The 21,488-nt window shown below is 64.9% G+C and carries 17 protein-coding genes; all 17 read left to right on the top strand.

Annotated features, from left to right (window positions below; genetic code table 11):
• The first annotated feature begins 19 nt into the window (after positions 1-19).
• The 17 genes from atpB to ACQ3C8_RS14565 all read left to right on the top strand — a co-directional run bounded on the left by atpB (position 20) and on the right by ACQ3C8_RS14565 (position 21,402).
• Positions 20-886 carry a F0F1 ATP synthase subunit A gene (gene atpB / locus ACQ3C8_RS14645; RefSeq protein ID WP_009522797.1) on the top strand — a complete coding sequence of 289 codons (867 nt, stop codon included), beginning with the start codon at positions 20-22 and terminating at the stop codon, positions 884-886.
• A gap of 73 nt (positions 887-959) precedes the next feature.
• Positions 960-1,226, top strand: coding sequence for a F0F1 ATP synthase subunit C (gene atpE / locus ACQ3C8_RS14640; RefSeq protein ID WP_009522798.1), 267 nt, complete (start codon positions 960-962; stop codon positions 1,224-1,226).
• A gap of 95 nt (positions 1,227-1,321) precedes the next feature.
• Complete coding sequence (locus ACQ3C8_RS14635; RefSeq protein ID WP_009522799.1) at positions 1,322-1,792, top strand: F0F1 ATP synthase subunit B; 471 nt, start codon at positions 1,322-1,324, stop codon at positions 1,790-1,792.
• A gap of 2 nt (positions 1,793-1,794) precedes the next feature.
• Positions 1,795-2,328, top strand: coding sequence for a F0F1 ATP synthase subunit delta (locus ACQ3C8_RS14630; protein ID WP_009522800.1), 534 nt, complete (start codon positions 1,795-1,797; stop codon positions 2,326-2,328).
• A gap of 29 nt (positions 2,329-2,357) precedes the next feature.
• Positions 2,358-3,899 (top strand): F0F1 ATP synthase subunit alpha, encoded by a 1,542-nt coding sequence (atpA, locus tag ACQ3C8_RS14625; RefSeq protein WP_009522801.1) that lies wholly within the window; start codon positions 2,358-2,360, stop codon positions 3,897-3,899.
• Positions 3,900-3,957: 58 nt separating this feature from the next.
• The gene (gene atpG, locus ACQ3C8_RS14620; RefSeq protein WP_009522802.1) at positions 3,958-4,833 is read left to right on the top strand and encodes a F0F1 ATP synthase subunit gamma; all 876 of its coding nucleotides are present in this window, start codon (positions 3,958-3,960) and stop codon (positions 4,831-4,833) included.
• Positions 4,834-4,871: 38 nt separating this feature from the next.
• Positions 4,872-6,272 carry a F0F1 ATP synthase subunit beta gene (atpD, locus tag ACQ3C8_RS14615; RefSeq protein ID WP_009522803.1) on the top strand — a complete coding sequence of 467 codons (1,401 nt, stop codon included), beginning with the start codon at positions 4,872-4,874 and terminating at the stop codon, positions 6,270-6,272.
• A 99-nt stretch (positions 6,273-6,371) separates the two neighbouring features.
• Positions 6,372-6,788: a F0F1 ATP synthase subunit epsilon gene (locus tag ACQ3C8_RS14610; protein ID WP_009522804.1), complete on the top strand. Its 417-nt coding sequence runs from the start codon at positions 6,372-6,374 to the stop codon at positions 6,786-6,788.
• Between the two features lie 142 nt (positions 6,789-6,930).
• A complete protein-coding gene (otnI, locus tag ACQ3C8_RS14605) occupies positions 6,931-7,740 on the top strand; it encodes a 2-oxo-tetronate isomerase (protein WP_428851958.1) in 810 nt (269 codons plus the stop codon).
• 497 nt (positions 7,741-8,237) lie between these two features.
• Positions 8,238-9,392 carry an RsiV family protein gene (locus ACQ3C8_RS14600; protein WP_428851957.1) on the top strand — a complete coding sequence of 385 codons (1,155 nt, stop codon included), beginning with the start codon at positions 8,238-8,240 and terminating at the stop codon, positions 9,390-9,392.
• The gene (locus tag ACQ3C8_RS14595) at positions 9,389-9,847 is read left to right on the top strand and encodes a CoA-binding protein (RefSeq protein WP_428851956.1); all 459 of its coding nucleotides are present in this window, start codon (positions 9,389-9,391) and stop codon (positions 9,845-9,847) included. Before ACQ3C8_RS14600 ends, ACQ3C8_RS14595 begins: the two co-directional genes overlap by 4 nt.
• Positions 9,848-9,902: 55 nt before the next feature.
• Positions 9,903-10,874, top strand: a complete 972-nt coding sequence (locus ACQ3C8_RS14590) for an alpha/beta hydrolase (RefSeq protein WP_428851955.1) — start codon at positions 9,903-9,905, stop codon at positions 10,872-10,874.
• 70 nt (positions 10,875-10,944) lie between these two features.
• Complete coding sequence (gene hemE / locus ACQ3C8_RS14585) at positions 10,945-12,033, top strand: uroporphyrinogen decarboxylase (protein ID WP_428851954.1); 1,089 nt, start codon at positions 10,945-10,947, stop codon at positions 12,031-12,033.
• A 459-nt stretch (positions 12,034-12,492) separates the two neighbouring features.
• A complete protein-coding gene (locus ACQ3C8_RS14580; protein WP_428851953.1) occupies positions 12,493-13,650 on the top strand; it encodes a glycosyltransferase family 9 protein in 1,158 nt (385 codons plus the stop codon).
• Positions 13,647-15,896 (top strand): primosomal protein N', encoded by a 2,250-nt coding sequence (locus tag ACQ3C8_RS14575; protein WP_428851952.1) that lies wholly within the window; start codon positions 13,647-13,649, stop codon positions 15,894-15,896. The genes ACQ3C8_RS14580 and ACQ3C8_RS14575 overlap by 4 nt, the downstream gene beginning before the upstream one ends.
• A gap of 330 nt (positions 15,897-16,226) precedes the next feature.
• Entirely contained in the window at positions 16,227-20,081 is a 3,855-nt protein-coding gene (putA, locus tag ACQ3C8_RS14570) for a trifunctional transcriptional regulator/proline dehydrogenase/L-glutamate gamma-semialdehyde dehydrogenase (protein ID WP_428851951.1), read from the top strand.
• 172 nt (positions 20,082-20,253) lie between these two features.
• Positions 20,254-21,402: a branched-chain amino acid ABC transporter substrate-binding protein gene (locus ACQ3C8_RS14565; RefSeq protein WP_428851950.1), complete on the top strand. Its 1,149-nt coding sequence runs from the start codon at positions 20,254-20,256 to the stop codon at positions 21,400-21,402.
• Positions 21,403-21,488: the final 86 nt, after the last annotated feature.

The raw sequence follows: 21,488 nt of genomic DNA, 5'->3' as shown, positions 1-21,488 counted from the left end.
CATTTTTGGGTTGTTTGATATGGCAAACGCAGCGCACGGAGCGGTTCACGCGCCGACACCGTCCGAATACATTTCGGAGCACTTGCAGAACCTGAATTCCGTCGGCGGCAAGCAGCTGTCCGTGGTGGATTTCTCGGTACTCAACTACGACACCATTGTCTGGTCCATCATCTGCGGCGTAATCACGCTGCTGTTCCTCGGCATGGCCGCCCGCCGCGCCACTTCCGGCGTTCCGGGCCGCTTCCAGGCGTTCGTCGAGATGATCGTCGAGATGGTCGACGACCAAGCCAAGGCCATCGTGCATGGCGACCGTTCCTACATTGCTCCGCTTGCCCTGATGGTCTTTATCTGGATCATCCTGATGAACACCATGGACCTCGTGCCGGTGGACTGGGTATATGGCGCCAACCTGCTGCTCGAGCTGTTCGGCGTGCACCTCCCGCACCACAAGGCGGTGGCGACTACCGACCTGAACGCCACATTCGGCATGTCGTTCGCCGTGCTGGTCCTGATGATCTACTACAGCTTCAAGGCCAAGGGCGCCGGCGGTTTTGCGCATGAACTGCTGTCCGCCCCGTTCGGCGCGAAGTGGTACCTGGCGCCGTTCAACCTGATCCTGAACATCATTGAATTCCTGGCCAAGGCCGTCTCGCTCGGTATGCGGCTGTTCGGCAACATGTACGCCGGCGAACTGGTGTTCCTGCTGATCGCACTGCTGGGCGGCATCTGGACCATGGGCCTCGACCTGAGCGTGCTGGGCTTCGTTGGCCACGTCATCGCCGGCGCTGCCTGGGCCATTTTCCACATCCTGGTGATTCTGCTGCAAGCCTTCATTTTCATGATGCTGACGCTGGTGTACCTGGGTCAGGCACACGATCATCACTGATCCGGTTTCGTTGAATTCGCAAGTTTGATTTTTGGTTTTTCTGGTTCTTAGTCTTTTAAATTAAGGAGTTATCATGCAAGAGTTTCTCGCCGCCATCCAAGGTTCGACCGCCATCGCCATCGGTATCATCATCGGTCTGGGTGCTATCGGTGCCTGTCTGGGTATCGCACTGATGGGCGGCAAGTACATCGAAGCGTGCGCACGTCAGCCTGAACTGATGAACCCGCTGCAAACCAAGATGTTCCTGCTGGCCGGCCTGATCGACGCTGCGTTCCTGATCGGTGTTGGTGTGGCCATGCTGTTCGCCTTCGCCAACCCGCTGCTGTCGGTCATCAAGTAAATCTTTTCGGTCTGTCCGGTGCGTCCAGGCGGCCAGGCAAAATGCCTCGCCGCCTTGCGCATTGATCTGTCATACATTACCGAAAGGAACACACCATGAATCTGAACGCAACGCTATTTGCGCAGATGGTCGTGTTCTTCATCCTGTGGTGGGTTGTTGCCAAGTTCATCTGGCCGCCGCTGGTGAAGGCGCTCGACGAACGCGCGAAAAAGATCGCTGATGGTCTGGCTGCTGCCGAAAAGGGCAAGGCCGATCTGGAAAGCGCCAACAAACGTGCTGAACAGGCACTGACCGAAGCCCGCACCGAAGGCGCCCAGCGTATCGCTGATGCCGAAAAGCGCGCGCAGCTGTCGGCCGATGAGATCAAGCACAACGCCCAGGCCGAAGCCGCCCGCATCATCGCGCAGGCCAAGGCAGAAGCCGAGCAGCAAGTCACCCGCGCGCGCGAAACCCTGCGCGACGAAGTGGCGGCGCTGGCTGTCAAGGGTGCAGAGCAGATCCTCAAGCGTGAAGTCAACGCACAGGCGCATGCCGACCTGTTGAATCAACTCAAGGCTGAGCTCTAATCATGGCAGAACTCGCAACCATTGCCCGTCCATATGCAGAGGCGCTGTTCCGCGTCGCCAAGGCAGGGAATCTCGGGGCATGGGCCGAGCTGGTGTCCGAGATGTCGCAGCTTGCTGCGCATCCGGACATGAAGGCAATTGCCGACAATCCGAACGTGCCGGGTGCCGAGGTGGCCGCGCTGTTCCTGTCGGCGCTCAAGTCTCCGGTGACGGACGAAGCGAAGAACTTCGTCAACATGCTGGTCGAAAACGACCGCCTGACGGTTCTGCCGGAAATTGCCGAACAGTTCCATGACCTGAAGAATGCCAGCGAGGGCGCGGACGACGCCGAGATCACGAGCGCATTCCCGCTCGAAGGACAGCAGCTGGCCGAACTCGTGGCCGCGCTCGAACGCAAATTCGGCAAGAAGCTGCAGCCATCCGTGGCGGTTGATCCGTCGCTGATCGGCGGCGTGCGTGTCCGGGTCGGCGACGAGGTCCTCGATAGCTCGGTGCGGGCGCGTCTTGCCCAGATGCAGGTTTCGCTCACGGCGTGACCTGACCATACAGAATTAGGAGCATCCAGATGCAACTGAACCCCTCTGAAATCAGCGAACTGCTCAAGAGCCGCATCTCCGGCCTTGGCGCAGACGCTGAAGTGCGTAACCAGGGCACGGTGATTTCCGTGACCGACGGTATTTGCCGCGTGCACGGCCTGTCTGGCGTGATGCAGGGCGAAATGCTGGAATTCCCGGGCAACACGTTCGGCCTCGCGCTGAACCTTGAGCGCGACTCTGTCGGCGCCGTGGTGCTGGGTGACTACGAACACATCTCCGAAGGCGACGCCGTGAAGTGCACGGGCCGCATTCTCGAAGTGCCCGTGGGCAAGGAACTGCTGGGCCGCGTGGTGAACGCGCTGGGTCAGCCGATCGACGGCAAGGGCCCGATCAACGCCAAGGAAAGCGACGTGATCGAAAAGGTCGCGCCGGGCGTGATCGCACGTCAGTCCGTGAGCCAGCCGGTGCAGACCGGCCTGAAGTCGGTCGACTCGATGGTGCCGATCGGCCGTGGCCAGCGTGAGCTGATCATTGGCGACCGCCAGACCGGCAAGACCGCCGTGGCTGTCGACGCGATCATCAACCAGAAAGGCAAGGGCATGTATTGCGTGTATGTCGCAATCGGCCAGAAAGCCTCGACGATCGCCAACGTGGTGCGCAAGCTCGAAGAGAACGGCGCGCTCGAATACACCATCGTGGTGGCTGCCTCGGCATCGGACTCCGCCGCCATGCAGTACCTGTCGGCCTACGCCGGCTGCACGATGGGTGAATACTTCCGCGATCGCGGCGAAGACGCCCTGATCGTGTACGACGACCTGACCAAGCAAGCGTGGGCCTATCGTCAGGTCTCGCTGCTGCTGCGCCGCCCGCCGGGCCGCGAAGCCTACCCGGGTGACGTGTTCTACCTGCACTCGCGCCTGCTCGAACGCGCGGCTCGCGTGAACGCTGATTACGTCGAGAAGTTCACCAACGGCGCCGTGAAGGGCAAGACCGGTTCGCTGACGGCACTGCCGATCATCGAAACCCAGGCTGGTGACGTGTCCGCCTTCGTGCCGACCAACGTGATCTCGATTACCGACGGCCAGATCTTCCTGGAAACCGACCTGTTCAACGCCGGTATCCGTCCCGCTATCAACGCCGGTATCTCGGTGTCGCGCGTCGGTGGTGCCGCCCAGACCAAGGTCATCAAGAAGCTGTCGGGCGGTATCCGTACCGACCTCGCGCAGTATCGTGAACTGGCTGCGTTCGCGCAGTTTGCTTCCGACCTCGACGATGCCACCCGCAAGCAGCTCGAACGCGGCCGCCGCGTGACCGAACTGCTCAAGCAGCCGCAGTACCAGCCGCTGCAGGTGTGGCAGCTGGCCGCGACGCTGTACGCCGCCAACAACGGCTACCTGGACGATCTGGATGTCAAGAACGTCCTGGCTTTCGAAAAGGGCCTGCACGACGAGCTGAAGACCCGCCACGCCGACCTCATCAACCGCATCGAGGACACCAAGGACCTCAGCAAGGAAGATGAAGCCGCCCTGCGTGCCGCGATCGAGGCATACAAGAAGTCTGCATCGTTCTAACCGGAGGAATTCCAAGGGCCGCATGATGCATTGATGCGGCCCCCACGGAGAGAAAGAGATGGCCGGAACGAAAGAAATTCGAACCAAGATCAAGAGCGTGCAAAACACGCGCAAGATCACCAAGGCGATGGAGATGGTCGCCGCATCCAAGATGCGCAAGGCGCAGGAACGGATGCGTCACGCCCGTCCCTATGCGGAAAAGGTGCGCAATATTGCTGCGCACATGGCGCAGGCCAACCCCGAGTACCGTCATCCGTTCATGGAGTCGCGCGAAGTCAAGCGCGCCGGCCTGATCGTCGTGACGACCGACAAGGGGCTATGCGGCGGCATGAACACCAACGTGCTGCGTACGGTGACCAACACCCTGCGCGAACTTCAGGCCAAAGGCGTCGATGCACAGTCGACGGCCATCGGCACGAAGGGCATGCAGTTCCTGGGCCGCATCAACGCCAAGGTGGTTTCGCACGCGGTGCACCTCGGTGACACGCCGCATCTGGAAAAACTGATCGGTGCGATCAAGGTGCAGCTCGACGCGTTCGCCGCTGGCGAGATCGACGTCGTCTACCTCGCTTACACCCGCTTCATCAACACGATGAAGCAGGAACCGATGGTCGAACAGCTGCTGCCGCTGACCGCCGACAAGTTCAACCAGACCGAAGCCGAAAAGCAGGCCTACTCGTGGGATTACATCTACGAGCCGGATGCCCAGACGGTGGTCGATGAATTGCTGGTGCGCTACGTCGAAGCGCTGGTGTACCAGGCCGTGGCCGAGAACATGGCTTCGGAACAGTCGGCCCGGATGGTTGCAATGAAGGCGGCTTCGGACAACGCGAAGAACGTGATTGGCGAACTGCAACTGGTCTACAACAAGACCCGTCAGGCAGCGATTACGAAGGAACTGTCCGAAATCGTCAGCGGCGCAGCCGCGGTCTGACGGCGCGGTGTCAAGAATTTAAGCTATTGGAGATACAAATGAGTATCGGAAATATTGTTCAGTGCATCGGCGCCGTCGTGGACATCCAGTTCCCGCGCGACGCGATGCCCAACGTGTACGACGCACTCGTGCTGGAAGACAGCAACGAGCAGTCGTTCGCGGAAAAAGGCCTGACCTTCGAAGTCCAGCAGCAGCTGGGTGACGGTATCGTGCGCACCATTGCGCTCGGTTCTTCCGACGGCCTGCGCCGCGGCATGGCCGTCAAGGGTACCGGCGCACCGATCTCGGTGCCGGTCGGTGAAGGCACCCTGGGCCGCATCATGGACGTGCTCGGCCGCCCGATCGACGAAGCCGGTCCGATCGCCAGCGACGAGCGTCGCGGCATCCACCAGAAGGCGCCGAAGTTCGACGAACTGTCGCCTTCCGTCGACCTGCTCGAAACCGGCATCAAGGTGATCGACCTGGTCTGCCCGTTCGCCAAGGGCGGTAAGGTGGGCCTGTTCGGTGGCGCCGGCGTCGGCAAGACCGTGAACATGATGGAGCTGATCAACAACATCGCCAAGCAGCACTCGGGCCTGTCGGTGTTTGCAGGCGTGGGCGAGCGTACCCGTGAGGGCAACGACTTCTACCACGAAATGAAGGACTCGAACGTGCTCGACAAGGTGGCCATGGTATTCGGCCAGATGAACGAGCCGCCGGGCAACCGTCTGCGCGTGGCGCTGACCGGCCTGACCATGGCCGAGCGCTTCCGTGACGATGGCCGCGACATCCTGTTCTTCGTCGACAACATCTACCGTTACACCCTGGCCGGTACCGAAGTGTCGGCACTGCTGGGTCGTATGCCTTCTGCCGTGGGCTACCAGCCGACGCTGGCGGAAGAAATGGGTAAGCTGCAAGAGCGTATTACGTCGACCAAGACCGGCTCGATCACCTCGATCCAGGCCGTGTACGTCCCTGCGGACGACTTGACCGACCCGTCGCCTGCCACCACCTTCCTGCACCTCGACTCGACCGTCGTGCTGTCGCGTGACATCGCTGCGCTGGGTATCTACCCCGCCGTCGACCCGCTCGACTCCACCTCGCGCCAGCTCGACCCGCAGATCGTCGGCCAGGAGCACTACGAAGTGGCTCGCGGTGTGCAGCAGACCCTGCAGCGCTACAAGGAACTGCGCGACATTATCGCGATTCTGGGCATGGACGAACTGTCGCCGGAAGACAAGCTCGCCGTGTCCCGCGCGCGTAAGATCCAGCGTTTCCTGTCGCAGCCGTTCCACGTGGCCGAAGTGTTCACGGGTTCGCCGGGCAAGTACGTGCCGCTGAAGGAAACCATCCGCGGCTTCAAGATGCTGGTCGATGGCGAGTGCGATCACCTGCCCGAGCAGGCGTTCTACATGGTCGGCTCGATCGACGAAGCCTTCGAGAAGGCCAAGAAGCTGTAATCAGTCTGTCGTGTGCCATGCCCGTGCTCCGTGCGCGGGCGTGGTGGCGGTCCGCGTCGCGGGCTGCCGCGAACAGGGTGAATACAGAGAGGAACCGAAATGGCAACCATTCACGTAGATGTCGTCAGCGCCGAAGCGTCGATCTTCTCCGGCGAGGCCAAGTTTGTGGCCCTGCCTGGCGAGGCCGGCGAGCTGGGTATCCTGCCCGGCCACACGCCGCTGATCACTCGCATCAAGCCGGGTGCGGTGCGCATCGAAAGTGCTGAAGGCAGCGAAGAGTTCGTCTTTGTCGCCGGTGGCATTCTGGAAGTGCAACCCAACCTCGTGACCGTGCTGGCCGACACCGCCATCCGCGGCAAGGACCTGGACGAGGCGAAGGCCAGCGAAGCCAAGCGCGCTGCTGAAGAGGCGCTGCAGAACCAGAGCAGCGAACTCGACCTGGCACGCGCCCAGTCGGAGCTGGCAGTGGCTGCCGCGCAACTGGCGGCGATTGCCCGCCTGCGCCGCAAGCGCTGAGCACGTCGCATCCGCTTCAAGAAGAAGGCAGCCTGCGGGCTGCTTTTTTCATGGCGCAGCACGAAACCCTGCGAATTCCTGGATGGCATCATGCCGTCATCGGCCCGCGCACATGTTGCCGGGCAGTCGTCTGGAGAACCCCATGCCCCGTTTTGCCGCCAATCTCTCGTTGATGTACACCGAGGCACCGTTCCTCGAACGCTTCGCGCTCGCCGCAGCGGATGGCTTCGAAGGTGTCGAGTACCTGTTCCCGTACGAATACGATCCCGGCGTGCTGGCGCGCCACCTCGAAGAGCATGCGCTGGAGCAGGTACTGTTCAATGCGCCGCCGGGCGACTGGGCTGCTGGCGAGCGTGGACTCGCGGCATTGCCGGGGCGCGCCGAGGAATTTCGGGCGGGGATCCGCTTGGCGCTCGACTATGCCGCCGTCCTCCAGGCGCCACGGATCCACGTGATGGCCGGTATTCCGCAGGACAGCGACGACCTCGATCATTGCCGCGATGTCTATCTCGACAATCTGGCGTGGGCGGCCAGCGAGGCGGCCCAGCAGGATGTCGACATCATGATCGAGCCGATCAACCAGCACGACATGCCAGGCTATTTTCTGAGCCTCCAGGACGAGGCGCTGTCGGTCTGCGAGGCGCTCAATCTGCCGAACCTCAAGGTTCAGTTCGACGCCTATCATTGCCAGATGAGCGAGGGCAACGTCGCCACGCGCCTGCAGGCCGGCCTGCCGCGCATCGGCCATATCCAGATCGCGGGCGTACCCGGTCGGCATGAACCGGACATTGGCGAACTGAACTATCCGTTCTTGTTCGCGGCGATGGATGCACTGGGCTACATCGGCTGGGTCGGGTGCGAATATCGGCCGCGCGCCGAAACGCGTGCTGGCTTGGGCTGGCTGCGCCAGGAAGAGGCTCGCGCCAGCCGCACGTCAGGCAGTGCGGCATAAGCTTGAGCGGACCGCTGCGGGCTGGCGCAGACGTGCCATCACAGCAGCAGAAGGATTCGAGGCGTGGTGGAGGGGCCGAGAGGGCAGGGGAGTTTGAAACGTTGCCGGGCCGCGCAGCCGGGGGCGGGCGGTCCAAGCACTCACGAGCGCGGCCACGAACCCAGCCAGCCGCGCGATCCACGGACGATGCACAAAAAAAAGCGCGCGGGCCTGACGGCACCGCGCGGACGGGAATTCCCTTCGAGGGGTCAAGTTCGGAGGGAGGGGGTAAATCACGAAGCGTGCGCCGAAGATGCCGTTTTCCGACAAAGCCAGCACGATCGCTTGCATTGAAAGCATTGTGCGGGAAGAAAGCAGCGGATAAAGTAACAAAGTGTGACTTTATGCAAGTCTTTGCAAGGTGAGCAGTCCTGTCCACACGAGGGGCAAGTCGAGCCTGCTGCAAGCCATTCCGCTGCACGGTTCGCATTGCACCGTGTGCTCGGTAGAATAGGGGCATGTTCTCCTCGTCCGCCGCACGTTCCGCGCGCATTTCCCCGATTTTTTCCGCTTCGTTTGATGCCTGGCCACAGCGCCTGCGTGCTGCCTGGCTGCTGCCGCTGTTTCTGGTCAGTGGTGTCGACGCCGTGGCACAACCAGTGGCCAGCGCCCCCGCCGTGCCACCGAATCGCCCCGCCAGCGCGCCTTCGCAACCGGTCGGCGCACTGTGGCAGGGCATGCTCGACGAAAAAACCAGCATCGCCCTGACCATCTTTCGCGAGCCCGCCGAGGGCGCGCCCCTGCCGGCAGAAGCCGTGGGGGAGCGTACCAGCGACCGACGCGAACGCGTCGCTGGCACAGTGCGCTATGGACCGGTGCCTGCTGCGGGGCGTCTGCTGCTGGAAGGCGCTGCGCCGCAACAGGGGCGGATCGACTGGCGCGTCTGGGAAGTCGGTCTCGACGAGCAGGGCCATGCGTTCCGGCGCGAGGCCGGGCGCCTAGTCGGCCGGCTGGAGCGCGATGGCCGGTCCATTGCTGGCGAATGGACGGGGGCGGGTGGCGCGCAACCGCTGCCAGTGAGCCTGCGTCAGGCGGCGCAATACCGCGAACAGGTATTCCAGCGCGACAACGTAACACTGACCGAGCGTTATCCGGTCACCGGAGACGCAGCGATCGACAAGCTAATCCAGACGATGCGCATGACAGCCTGCCGGGCCGGCATGGTGGAGTGCCGCAATGGCATCGAGATCGCCTGGCTGGACCGCGAGCGTGTCAGCCTACTGCGCACGTTCTGGTTCTTCAGCGGCGGCGCGCACGGCAACTCCACCTACGCCGCCGGCAACTGGCGTAAGACGTCCCAGGGCTATGAGTCGGTTACGCTCGGTGACATTCTCGACACGACGCCGGCTTGCCGCGACACCTTGAACCGGCGGCTGGTCGATGTCCTGCGCCGGCAGGGGGCAAGCCAGGCGCCGGCCGGGGCGCTTGACGACAAGGCATGGCGCAACGCGGGTCTGCCGTTCGTCTGGTATGGCAAAGGGGTGGTGATGTATTACGCGCCATATGCGGTGGGTCCGTACGTGCAGGGCAGCTTTCGTGCACCGGTCGGATTCGCGCAGCTTGGCGCATGCGTGCGGGGTGAGCCGGCACGCCAGGACGAGGAGAAAGGATGAACGAACGCATGCATCTCGAACAACAGGCGGTGCGCACCATGCTGGGTTGGCGTACGGTGGCGGTGGTGGGGCTGTCCGGCAAGCCCGGACGTCCCAGCCTGGATGTCGCCGCTTATCTGCAGCGCCATGGCTATCGCATCGTGCCGGTGAATCCGGCCTTCGCCGGCCAGGCGATTCTCGGCGAACCCTGCCACGCCACCCTGGCTGAGGCCGCGCAGGCGCTGGCCGCCGAGGGCGGCCGCATCGACTGGGTGGATATTTTCCGCAAGGCCGAGGATGTGCCGCCGGTCGTGGCCGAGGCCATCGCCAGCGGCGCGCGCGGCGTCTGGCTGCAACTCGGCATTGTCAACGACGATGCGGTCGAGGCGGCGCGGGCTGCGGGGCTTCTGGCCGTGCAGGATCACTGCAGCAAGATCGAGCATATGCGACTGAGCGCGGTTGGCGCACTGGCATGAGGCCTGTGATGACCATGACGCCGCCTACCGCGCGGTTTTGTGCGAGCGCCTGACCATGGCAGTCGATCCCCAACTGCTGGCCTATTACGCTGCGGTGGCACAGCGTTTTGCAGCGCTGCCCGAGCCCGCCGACATGGCGGCGCAGCGCCAACGCATGCGCGACGTGGTGGCCATGAGCCCGGCCGACTGGACTAGTCTTGCCGATGTCAGCGAGCTCTTACTTCCGCTGTCAGATGCGAAGCTTGGTGCGTTGATGTTCCGGTCACGGCAGCCGTGCACCGCTCCACCGCCACTTCTCGTGTATTTCCATGGCGGAGGCTGGGCCGTCGGATCGCCGCAGACCCATGCCGCGATCTGCGCCATGCTTGCCCACGATACCGGTTGCACGGTGGTCAGCGTGGACTACCGGCTGGCGCCCGAGCATCCGTTCCCCGTACCGTGCGAGGATGCGCTGGCAGCCCTCGAATACCTCGCCGGCCAGCGTGCGGCGCTGGGCTGCCGCACCGACCGGCTGGCTGTCGGCGGCGACAGCGCGGGCGCGCATCTGGCCGCACAGGCCGGGCTGCGCGCCAACCTGCGGGCAAGCCAGAGTACCGGCCGGCTGGTCGATGCACAGTTGCTGATCTATCCAGCCGTCACCCCTGCGTTCGGCAGTGACAGCTATGCAGCCTTTGCCGATGGACCCGGCCTGACGCGCGAGGAGATGCGTGCGTACTGGGCGCTATTCATCGGTGCCGAGGCGCTCGCACAGGGCGGCGCTCATCCCGATTCCCGCCTGAACCTGCTGGCCGCTGCCCCGCAAGGTATTCCGCCGGATACCGTGATGGTGGTCGCCGGCCATGATGTGCTGCGCGACGACGGCCTGCAGTATGCCGATTTTCTCGTCGAGCATGGCGCACAGGTCGTGTGCCTCGAGGCCAGCGGCATGACGCACAGCTTTGCCCGCCTGCAGGTTCACAGCGCCCGCGCGCGGCAATGGATGGAGCGGACCGCCGCGGCATTCCGGACGCTGCTGCCGGATACCTGAGCGCAGGGGGGCCGGATCGTGCCGTCCGGGCCCCGCATACCGTAGAATGGCGGGCAACTGAAGGATGCCCATGACTGTTTTGCGTAACGATACGTTCCTGCGCGCCCTGCGCCGCGAACCCACCGAATATACCCCCGTCTGGCTGATGCGCCAGGCCGGCCGTTATCTCCCGGAGTACAACGCCACGCGCGCGCGCGCCGGCAGCTTCCTGGGCCTGGCCAAGAATCCGGCCTACGCCACGGAAGTGACGCTCCAGCCGCTCGATCGTTTTCCGCTCGACGCCGCCATTCTGTTTTCCGACATCCTGACCGTGCCGGACGCCATGGGTCTTGGCCTATCGTTCGAGCAAGGCGAGGGACCGCGTTTCGCGCATCCACTGCGGACCGAGGACGATGTGGCCCGCCTGGCCGTGCCCGACATGCACGAACTGCAGTATGTATTCGATGCCGTCTCCGAAATCCGCCGCGCCCTCGTGCAGGATGGCCAGCAGCGTGTGCCGCTGATCGGCTTTTCCGGTAGTCCGTGGACGCTGGCCTGCTACATGGTCGAAGGCCGTGGCTCGGACGACTACCGCACCGTCAAGTCGATGCTCTACAGCCGGCCCGATTTGATGCACCGCATCCTGGAGATCAACGCCACCGCCGTGGCGCAATACCTGAACGCGCAGATCGAAGCCGGGGCGCAGGCCGTCATGGTGTTCGACTCCTGGGGGGGCGCGCTGGCCGACGGCATCTACCAGACCTTCTCGCTGGCCTACATGCAGCGCGTGGTCGACCAGCTCAAGCGCAGCCACAACGGCCAGCAGATCCCGGTGATCCTGTTTACCAAGGGCGGCGGGCTGTGGCTCGAGGACCTGGCTGCCACCGGCGCGGACGCGCTGGGCGTGGACTGGACCGTCAACCTGGCCCGCGCGCACGCACGCACGGGCGGCCGCTGCGCCCTGCAGGGCAATCTCGACCCGATCGTGCTGTTCGCACCGCCCGAGGCCGTACGCGCCGAAGCGCGCCGCGTACTGGACGATTACGCCGCCAGCGGCAGCTCTGACGGACACGTGTTCAACCTGGGGCATGGCATTTCGCAATTCACCTCGCCGGATCATGTGACGCACCTGATCGATGAGGTGCACGGGTATAGCCGGCAACTGCGCCAGCGCGCCTGATCCGGAATGGTGCAACGCGTGGTGAGCGTGCGCTAACCGGCACACGTAACCACGCTGGTGTCATGCTCATCCATGCACTGTCAAGCGGAAAATTTTGCACATCCGGGTGCATATCAGGGATGTCAAGACTTGACTTATGCACACAAATGAATTGCTGCGCTCGCACGTGAACGGCGCTTTCGACATTCGCGCGCGAATCGCATAAGTCTATGATTTTATTGGTAATGTCGACCCTGCGCAGAAACGCGGCAGGTTAAAGGAAGCCTTGATTTATCGGCCTTCGCGGGTGGTTCCGCAAAGTTTTCAACAAAGTTATCCACAGAAGATGTGGACAGTTGAAAAACTTGCCGCCAATCATCGACTTAGCGCGCTACTTGAAGTGTTACATTAAGTTTGCAATGCATCGCAGAACCTTTTGCTCCGCTTCGGTCACTCACGCCTTCTTCAACGGAAGATACGATGACTGATCGCGCCACCCGATCCACTCCGCGTCGCGTGCTCGTCGTCTGCACGCGCCTGATCGGCGACGTGCTGCTCTCCACGCCACTCGTGCGCTCCCTCAAGCAGGCGTGGCCCAATGCGGAAGTCGACGTGCTGGTGTTCGAGGGGACCGACGGCGTACTGGCCGGCAATCCCGACATCCACCGCATCCTGACCACGCCGCGCCGGGAACCGCTGCGCAGCAAAATCGCTTACCTGCGGCCGCTGTGGCGCACCTATGATCTCGCCGTGGCGGTCACGCCTTCGGACCGCGCCCGGCTGTATGGCTGGGCGGCGGCGCGCCGCCGCGTCGGACTTGTCACGCCGGGCGCCAAGGACTGGGCCAAGCGCTGGCTGCTGCATGTGCGCGAACCGTTCGACAACGTCCATACCCATACCGTCACCATGGGCCTGCAACTGGCGCGCGCGCTCGATCTTGCGCCGGCGCATGCCGTGGTGCCGCCCACCGCCGGCGGAGCTGGCTGGGCGCGCCTGACCGCACGGCTCGCGGCAGAAGGGCGGCCGCTGCCCGAGGGCCGTTTCGCCGTGGTGCACGTGGCGCCGCGCTTTACCTACAAGCGCTGGCATGTGGCCGGCTGGCGTACGCTGATCGCCTGGCTGCGGCAGCAGGGTCTTGCCATCGTGCTGACCGGCGGGCCGGACGCCGAGGAACGCGCCTATGTCGACGAGATCATGGCGGGCGTCGAAGGTCCGGTCACCGATCTGGTGGGCACCCTGAAGATTCCCGAAACCGCCGATGTGATCAGCCACGCGGCGCTGTTTGTCGGACCCGACACCATGGCCACGCATATGGCCGCTGCTACTGGCGTGCCGGTCGTGGCCCTGTTCGGGCCATCCAATCCTGTCAAGTGGGCGCCATGGCCGGCCGCGTGGACGCAGCTCGACAGTCCGTGGCGCATGCAGGGCAGCCAGCGCCAGGGCAACGTCTTCCTGGTGCAGGGCGCCGGCCCGTGCGTGCCGTGCGCGCAGGAAGGCTGCGACCGCCACCGCCGCTCCGCCAGCCGGTGCCTCGACGAACTGCCGGCTGCCACGGTGATCGATGCCGCTGCCCGCATGCTCGGGCAGGTCCCGGCCGCACCGCTGCGCATGGTCACCAGCGCTGCCAGCGCCACATGAACGCCGCCGGTGCCGTGATCGCGCGCGTGGCGCTCGACACGCCGGCGGGCGAACTGTTTGACTATTCTATTCCCGCTTCTCTTGCTGGTACGGTGCAGCCTGGCCAGCTGGTGACCGTGCCATTCGGTCGCCGGCTGGTGCCGGGTCTCGTCACCGCGCTGGCGGAGAGCACCGACGTGCCGGCGGACAAGTTGCGCGATCTGGCGGCCGTGTGCGACAGCATCCCGCCGCTCGACCGCGCCTGGCTCGCGCTCGGACGCTTTGCCGCCCGCTATTACCACCGACCGCTGGGCGAGGTGCTGCTGCCGGCACTGCCGCCGATGCTGCGCGATCCGGCCAGCTGGCCGCGTCTGGCCCAGCGCAGCCACGTTCTTGCCTATCGCCTGCAAGAAGGGGCAGCCGCCGACCTGCTGGCCGCACTGCCGCCGCGCGCGCCGGGGGTGCGTCGTCTTGCTGAAGCGCTGATTGCGCATGGCAGCCTGGACGAGCGCGCTGCGGTCGCGCTCTATGCGCAGGCCCGGACTCGCCTGGAGGCCTGGTGTACCGCAGGCTGGCTCGTGCGCGAACAGCGCGCCGCCGCCTTGCTCGACGTGCGTGCGGCATCCGCCACGCCGCCGCCGGCGCTGCATGCGGAGCAATGCGCCGCCGTGGAGGCCATCACGTCTGCCACCGGTTTTGCGCCGATGCTGCTGCATGGCGTCACCGGCAGCGGCAAGACCGAGGTCTACCTGCATGCCATGGCCGAGGCGCTCGCGCGCGATCCGGCCGCGCAGGTGCTCATGCTGGTCCCGGAAATCAATCTCACGCCCCAGCTCGAGGCGCGCATCGCCGCGCGCTTTCCGCACATGCCGCTGGCCACGCTCCACAGCGGGCTGGCCGAGCAGGTACGCGCCATGCAATGGCTGGCCGCGCATCGCGGCGAAGCGCGTATCGTCCTCGGCACGCGGCTGGCGATCCTCGCCTCCTTGCCGAACCTGGCCCTGATCCTCGTCGACGAGGAACACGATACCTCCTACAAGCAGCAGGAAGGTCTGCGCTATTCTGCCCGCGACCTGGCGGTGTGGCGCGCCAAGCAACGCGGCATTCCGGTCGTGCTCGGTTCCGCCACACCCTCGCTTGAAACCTGGTGGCGCGCACGCCAGGGCGCTTATCGCACGCTCACGCTGCGCGAGCGCGCCCAGGCCGACGCCGTGCTGCCGCGCATCGGCCTGATCGATCTCAATCTTGAACGGCAGCGCCAGCGGCCGTTGCAGGATGGGCTGTCGGTGCCGCTGATCGAGGCCATGCGGCAGCGCCTCGCGCGCGGCGAGCAGACGCTGCTCTTCCTCAACCGGCGCGGCTACGCTCCGGTGCTGTCGTGCGCGTCGTGCGGCTGGCTGTCGGGCTGCCCACGCTGCTCCGCCTACCTCGTGCTGCACAAGCCCGAACGCCGCCTGCGCTGCCATCACTGCGGCTGGGAAGAGCGCATTCCGCATCATTGCCCGGACTGCGGCAATGTCGATATCGCCGCGCTCGGACATGGCACCCAGCGGCTCGAGGAACGTCTGGTCGCGCTGTTCCCCGAGGCGCGCATCGCCCGTATCGATGCCGACTCCACGCGCCGCAAGGGCACGGCTGAGGCCTTGTTCGAAGAAGTGCACGCGGGGCAGGTCGATATCCTCATCGGCACGCAGATGATCGCCAAGGGGCATGACTTCCAGCGCGTCACCCTGGTTGGCGTGGTCAATCCGGACCAGGCGATGTTCAGCCACGACTTTCGCGCTGCCGAACACCTGTTTGCCGCGCTCATGCAGGTGGCCGGCCGTGCCGGCCGCGCCGGCCTGCCCGGCGAAGTGCTGATCCAGACGCGCTATGGCGAGGCCTCGGCGCTGCAGGCCCTGCTGCGTCACGACTATGACGGGTTTGCCGATGCGCAACTGACCGAGCGCCAGCAGGCCGGCCTGCCGCCGTTCAGCTACCAGGCACTGCTCACGGCCGAGCATCGCGAGCTCACCGGCGCACAGGCCTTCCTGCGCGCGGCGCGCGAGGAGGCGCTGGCGCTCGCCGGCGATACCGTGCACATACTCGACCCCGTGCCCATGTCGATGGTGCGCATCGCCAACCGCGAGCGTGCCCAGATGCTGGTCGAAAGCGATTCGCGCATGGCGCTGCAGCACCTGCTGGCGGCGTGGATGCCGGCGTGCGACAGACTGCCCCAACGGCAGGGCGTGCGCTGGCAGCTCGAGATCGATCCGCTGCGGATCTGAGCGCACCTCGGCGCATGTGAACAGAGTGCGCTGGCAGAAAGCGCGAGCGTCATGCACCGCTAGTTTTTCCGCCGCCGCTCAGACCCGCTTCTCTGATAGTCCTTGACTCCCAGGCCCATCTGCACACCGGGTAGCAGCCCGATGCGTGCGGGAGTACGATACCAACACTAGAGTATGTGAGGCCACTTGCGTACCCGCGAGTACCGGGGATAGATCCGGTCATCAGGCACAGGATGCGCCACAGTTGGACACTACAAGCGCGTTGCTCTAGGCACGGCGGGTGACACGACGCATCCGCCTTCCACTCGACCCGGATCCGGGAGAACGTAGATGGCGACCACCCACTTGGGCACGGCACACGACGACGCGCCCGATCCCGTGTTCGACCCCATGCCGGGCAGCCTGTCCGGGGGCGCATCCAGCGAGGAATCCCATCTCGCCCCCGAGCCGCCTTTCCTCGCCTTTGCCCAAGGCATCCAGCCGCAAGGCGCATTACGTGCCGCCATTACTGACGCCACCCGCCGTCCCGAGCCGGAGTGCCTGCCGTGGCTGCTCGAACAGGCGCGTCTGCCGCCACCGCTCGCCACTCGGGCGATCACCCTCGCTACACAACTCGCCGCCCGCCTGCGCGAGGCACCCGCCGGCTCCGGGCGCGAAACCCTGGTGCAGGGCCTGATCCAGGAGTTCTCGCTGTCGAGCCAGGAAGGCATCGCGTTGATGTGCCTTGCCGAGGCACTGCTGCGCATTCCCGATGCCGCCACGCGAGACGCCCTGATCCGCGACAAGATCAGCCATGGCAACTGGCAGTCGCATCTCGGGCACAGCCGCTCGCTGTTCGTCAACGCCGCGGCCTGGGGCCTTCTGCTGACCGGCAAGCTGGTAGCGACACATACCGAGACCGGCCTGTCGAATGCGCTGGCGCGTTTGATCGGCAAGAGCGGCGAGCCGGTGATCCGCAAGGGCGTCGACATGGCCATGCGGCTGATGGGCGAACAGTTCGTCACTGGCGAAACCATCGACGAAGCCCTGGCGCATGCACAGACGCGCGAGGCGCAGGGCTTCCGCTACTCCTTCGACATGCTGGGCGAAGCCGCCATGACGGCGGCCGATGCCCAACGCTACTGCGACGCCTATGCGCAAGCCATTCATGCCATCGGCCGCGCCTCCGCCGGGCGTGGTGTGTTGGCCGGGCCGGGCATCTCGATCAAGCTCTCGGCCCTGCATCCGCGTTACAGCAGGGCACAGGCTACGCGGGTGATGGCGGAGCTCTATCCGCGCTTGCGCGACCTGGCCGAACTCGCGTGCCGCTATGACATCGGCCTGAACATCGATGCCGAAGAGGCCGAGCGCCTGGAGCTGTCGCTCGATCTGCTCGAGCGCCTGTGCTTCGAACCGGCGTTGGCCCGCTGGCAAGGGATCGGCTTTGTCGTGCAGGCCTACCAGAAGCGCTGCCCCTTCGTGATCGATTACCTGATCGACCTTGCCCGCCGCAGCGGCCATCGCCTGATGGTGCGCCTCGTCAAGGGTGCCTACTGGGACAGCGAGATCAAGCGCGCCCAGGTCGATGGGCTGGAAGGCTATCCCGTCTATACGCGCAAGGTCTACACCGATATCTCGTACCTCGCATGCGCCCGCAAGCTGCTTGCCGCGCCCGATGCGGTTTATCCGCAGTTCGCCACGCACAATGCGCATACGGTCGCCGCAGTGTGCCAGATGGCTGGTCCCGACTACACGCCGGGGCAGTATGAATTCCAGTGCCTCCACGGCATGGGCGAGCCGCTGTACGAGCAGATCGTTTCGTCCGCCGCCGATGACGCCGGGGGACGAGCATCGATCATGCCGCGCCGGCCATGCCGCATCTATGCACCGGTCGGCACGCACGAGACCCTGCTCGCCTACCTGGTACGCCGCTTGCTCGAGAATGGCGCTAACACGTCCTTCGTCAACCGCGTCGCCGATACCCGCGTGCCGCTGGCCGAACTGGTGGCCGATCCGGTCGCCAGTGTCGAACGACTCCAACAGGAAGAAGGACAGCCGGGATTGCCGCATCCGCGCATTCCCTTGCCGCGCGATCTGTTTGGCTGTGCGCGCCGCAACTCGGCCGGTCTCGATCTCGCCAGCGAACAGCGTCTTGCTTCTCTCGCATCGTCCCTGTTTGCCAGCGTCGCCACACCATGGCTCGCCATGCCCCTGCTGGCCGATGACGAACCGCCCGCCGGCATGCCAGTGGACGTACGCAATCCTGCCGATCATCGCGACCGTGTTGGCACCGTGATCGACGCCACACCGCAGGAAACGGCGCGCGCCCTCGCGCATGCCGAGGCAGCGGGTACTGTCTGGCAAACCACGCTGCCTGCCGCGCGCGCTGCGGTTCTCGAACACGCCGCCGATCTGTTCGAAAGCCAGATGCCGGTGCTGATGGGGCTGATCGTGCGCGAGGCCGGCAAGAGCTTGGCCAACGCCATCGCCGAAGTGCGCGAGGCGGTCGACTTCCTGCGCTATTACGCCGCACAGGTACGCGCCACCTTCAGTAACGACACGCATCGTCCGCTCGGCCCAGTGGTGTGCATCAGCCCATGGAATTTTCCGTTGGCGATCTTCACGGGCCAGATCAGCGCGGCGCTGGCGGCCGGCAACACCGTGCTTGCCAAGCCTGCTGAACAGACGCCGCTGATCGCCGCGCAGGCCGTGCGCATCCTGCATGCCGCCGGGGTGCCACGTGGCGCCTTGCAACTGGTGCCGGGGCCTGGCGAAACCATCGGTGCGGCGCTCGTCGCGGATGCGCGCATCCGTGGCGTGATGTTCACCGGTTCGACAACCGTGGCGCGGCTGCTGCAGCGCAGCCTTGCCGGACGGCTCGATGCGCATGGCCGGCCGCTGCCGCTGATCGCGGAAACGGGTGGGCAGAATGCCCTGATCGTCGATTCCTCGGCGCTCGCGGAGCAGGTCGTGGCCGACGTACTGGCCTCGGCGTTCGACAGCGCCGGCCAGCGCTGCTCGGCCTTGCGCGTGCTGTGCCTGCAGCAGGACATCGCCGCGCCATTGCTTGCCATGCTCAAGGGCGCGATGGCGGAGCTGCGCGTGGGTAATCCCGACCGGCTCGAGGTGGATGTCGGCCCGGTGATCGATGCCGAGGCGCGCGATGCCATCCAGCAGCATATCGACACCATGCGCGTCAACGGCCGGGCCGTGTATCAGGCAGCGACGCCGGATACCACCGTGCATGGCACCTTCATTCCGCCGACCTTGATCGAAATCGACCGCATCGACGAACTGCAGCGCGAAGTGTTCGGGCCGGTGCTGCATGTCCTGCGGTATCCGCGCACCGGCCTCGATCTGCTCATCGGCCAGATCAACGCCACGGGCTACGGCCTCACATTGGGACTGCATACCCGCATCGACGAAACCATCACCCAGGTCACCACACGGGCCAGCGTTGGCAACCAGTACGTCAACCGCAACATCATCGGCGCGGTGGTCGGCGTGCAGCCGTTCGGCGGCGAGGGACTATCGGGTACCGGCCCGAAGGCCGGCGGCCCGCTGTATCTACTGCGCCTGCTCTCCGCCTGCCCGCTGGACGCCGCCGTGCAGGCCGTCACCGCAGCCGGCGTATGGCAGCGGGCGACCCAGGCTGCGTCAGGCGCGGGACGCTGGTCGCGGTGGCGCGCGTGGTTGCAACAGGAAATGCCCATGCTCGCCGGCACATGCGAGCGCTTCGCAGACCATGCGCTCGCGAACAGCAGCACCATGCTGACCGGGCCGACGGGTGAACGTAACGTCTACACGCTGTTGCCACGCCAAGCCGTACTTTGCCTGGCAGAAGAAATGAACGACCGCCTGCTGCAGCTGAGCGCCGTCCTCGCCATCGGCAGCCGCGCCGTCTGGCCCGACACACCCGACACCCGCGCGCTGCATGCGCGCCTCCCGCCGGAGATCGGCGCACAGGTGCAACGGGTACCCGACTGGACCACAGCGGCGTACGATGTCGCTTTGTATCATGGCGATGCTGACCGGTTGCGCGCCGTCTGCGAGCAATTGGCACAGCGTTCCGGGCCGATCGTCACGGTGCACGGCTACGCACGGGGCGATACCGGAATTGCGCTTGAGCGCCTGCTGCGCGAGCATGCGCTGAGCATCAACACGGCGGCGGCGGGCGGCAATGCGAGCTTGATGACCATCGGCTAGTCACCAGCCGCCATGCCGTGCCGGATGCACGACGGCGTGCGGCAGACGCTATGACAGAAGTTTTTGCGGGAGACGCATCCTCCCGCACCATCGGACCTGCGCCAGCACGGCGCGGAACACACGCCGGCAGACCGAAGCGGTCCGCCAGCTTGATCACCTACGGGAGACTTGTATGAAAACAGCGTTTCACAAGACCGTGTTGCAACTGGCGCTCTTGAGCACGGCGCTCGCCTTCGGGACGACCGGTGCGCAGGCCGAAGACATCAAGCTCGGGTTTGCCGCGCCCATGACCGGCGCGCAGGCGCAGTACGGCAAGGACATGCAGAACGGCGTCGTGCTGGCCATCGAGGAATTCAATGCAACGCATCCCAAGATCGGCGGCAAGGAAGTGAAGTTCGTGCTGCTCTCAGAAGACGACCAGGCCGATCCCAAGACCGGCTCCGTGGTCGCGCAGAAACTCGTCGACAAGGGCATCCAGGGCATGCTCGGCCATTTCAACTCGGGCACCAGCATTCCCGCCTCGACGGTCTATAACCGCGCCGGCATCCCGCAGATCGCCATGGCGACCGCGCCGGAATATACCAGGCAGGGCTTCAAGAACACCTTCCGCATGATGACCTCCGACACCCAGCAGGGCTCGGTCATCGGCGCCTTCGCCGTCAGGAAACTTGGCGCCAAGACCATCGCCATCGTCGACGACCGCACCGCCTACGGCCAGGGTCTTGCGGACGAATTCGAAAAAGCCGCCAAGGCTGCCGGCGGCAAGATTGTGCGGCGCGAATTCACCAACGACAAGGCCGTCGACTTCAAGGCCGTGCTCACCAACATCAAGCGTAGCAATCCGGACATCATCTTCTTCGGTGGTGCCGAAGCGCAATCCGCGCCGATGGCGAAGCAGATGAAAGAACTCGGCCTGAAGGCCCCGCTCGTCAGCGGTGAAATGTCCAAGACCGACAACTTCATCAAGCTTGCTGGCCCCGCCGCCAACGGCACCGTCGTCTCGCTCGCCGGTCTACCGCTCGATCAGATGCCAGGCGGCCCCGGCTACAAGCAACGCTACGAAAAACGTTTCGGTAGCAAGGTCGAAACCTATTCCCCCTATGCGTACGACGGCGCCATGGCGATGATGAAAGCCATGGTCAAGGCCAACTCCGCCGAACCCGCCAAGTACCTGCCGGTGCTTGCCAAGACCAGCATGATCGGCGTGACCACCCGCAACCTCGCCTACGATGCGCGTGGCGATCTGAAGGATGGGGGCATCACCGTGTACAAGGTGGTGGATGGGCAGTGGACGGTGCTGGAGTCGGTGGGGGGGAAATAAGCGTCACCATGGTGCTGTCATGCGGCGTGTTCTGGCGCCCGCATGACAGCGGAAGAGGGATACATATCAAGGATGGACGGCGTGAG

The organism is Imbroritus primus, assembly GCF_964332355.1.
GTDB classification, from domain to species: Bacteria; Pseudomonadota; Gammaproteobacteria; order Burkholderiales; family Burkholderiaceae; genus Imbroritus; species Imbroritus primus.
This window is presented reverse-complemented; position numbering and strand designations above follow the sequence as displayed.

What these genes read in the sequence shown, in the direction of transcription:
- putA (WP_428851951.1), top strand. Translation starts at nt 16,227, where the DNA reads ATGGCGACCACCCACTTGGGCACGGCACACGACGACGCGCCCGATCCC.
- ACQ3C8_RS14565 (WP_428851950.1), top strand. Translation starts at nt 20,254, where the DNA reads ATGAAAACAGCGTTTCACAAGACCGTGTTGCAACTGGCGCTCTTGAGC.
- ACQ3C8_RS14590 (WP_428851955.1), top strand. Translation starts at nt 9,903, where the DNA reads ATGGCAGTCGATCCCCAACTGCTGGCCTATTACGCTGCGGTGGCACAG.
- ACQ3C8_RS14595 (WP_428851956.1), top strand. Translation starts at nt 9,389, where the DNA reads ATGAACGAACGCATGCATCTCGAACAACAGGCGGTGCGCACCATGCTG.
- ACQ3C8_RS14575 (WP_428851952.1), top strand. Translation starts at nt 13,647, where the DNA reads ATGAACGCCGCCGGTGCCGTGATCGCGCGCGTGGCGCTCGACACGCCG.
- ACQ3C8_RS14580 (WP_428851953.1), top strand. Translation starts at nt 12,493, where the DNA reads ATGACTGATCGCGCCACCCGATCCACTCCGCGTCGCGTGCTCGTCGTC.
- ACQ3C8_RS14600 (WP_428851957.1), top strand. Translation starts at nt 8,238, where the DNA reads ATGTTCTCCTCGTCCGCCGCACGTTCCGCGCGCATTTCCCCGATTTTT.
- atpE (WP_009522798.1), top strand. Translation starts at nt 960, where the DNA reads ATGCAAGAGTTTCTCGCCGCCATCCAAGGTTCGACCGCCATCGCCATC.
- atpB (WP_009522797.1), top strand. Translation starts at nt 20, where the DNA reads ATGGCAAACGCAGCGCACGGAGCGGTTCACGCGCCGACACCGTCCGAA.
- ACQ3C8_RS14630 (WP_009522800.1), top strand. Translation starts at nt 1,795, where the DNA reads ATGGCAGAACTCGCAACCATTGCCCGTCCATATGCAGAGGCGCTGTTC.
- atpA (WP_009522801.1), top strand. Translation starts at nt 2,358, where the DNA reads ATGCAACTGAACCCCTCTGAAATCAGCGAACTGCTCAAGAGCCGCATC.
- otnI (WP_428851958.1), top strand. Translation starts at nt 6,931, where the DNA reads ATGCCCCGTTTTGCCGCCAATCTCTCGTTGATGTACACCGAGGCACCG.
- ACQ3C8_RS14610 (WP_009522804.1), top strand. Translation starts at nt 6,372, where the DNA reads ATGGCAACCATTCACGTAGATGTCGTCAGCGCCGAAGCGTCGATCTTC.
- atpG (WP_009522802.1), top strand. Translation starts at nt 3,958, where the DNA reads ATGGCCGGAACGAAAGAAATTCGAACCAAGATCAAGAGCGTGCAAAAC.
- ACQ3C8_RS14635 (WP_009522799.1), top strand. Translation starts at nt 1,322, where the DNA reads ATGAATCTGAACGCAACGCTATTTGCGCAGATGGTCGTGTTCTTCATC.
- atpD (WP_009522803.1), top strand. Translation starts at nt 4,872, where the DNA reads ATGAGTATCGGAAATATTGTTCAGTGCATCGGCGCCGTCGTGGACATC.
- hemE (WP_428851954.1), top strand. Translation starts at nt 10,945, where the DNA reads ATGACTGTTTTGCGTAACGATACGTTCCTGCGCGCCCTGCGCCGCGAA.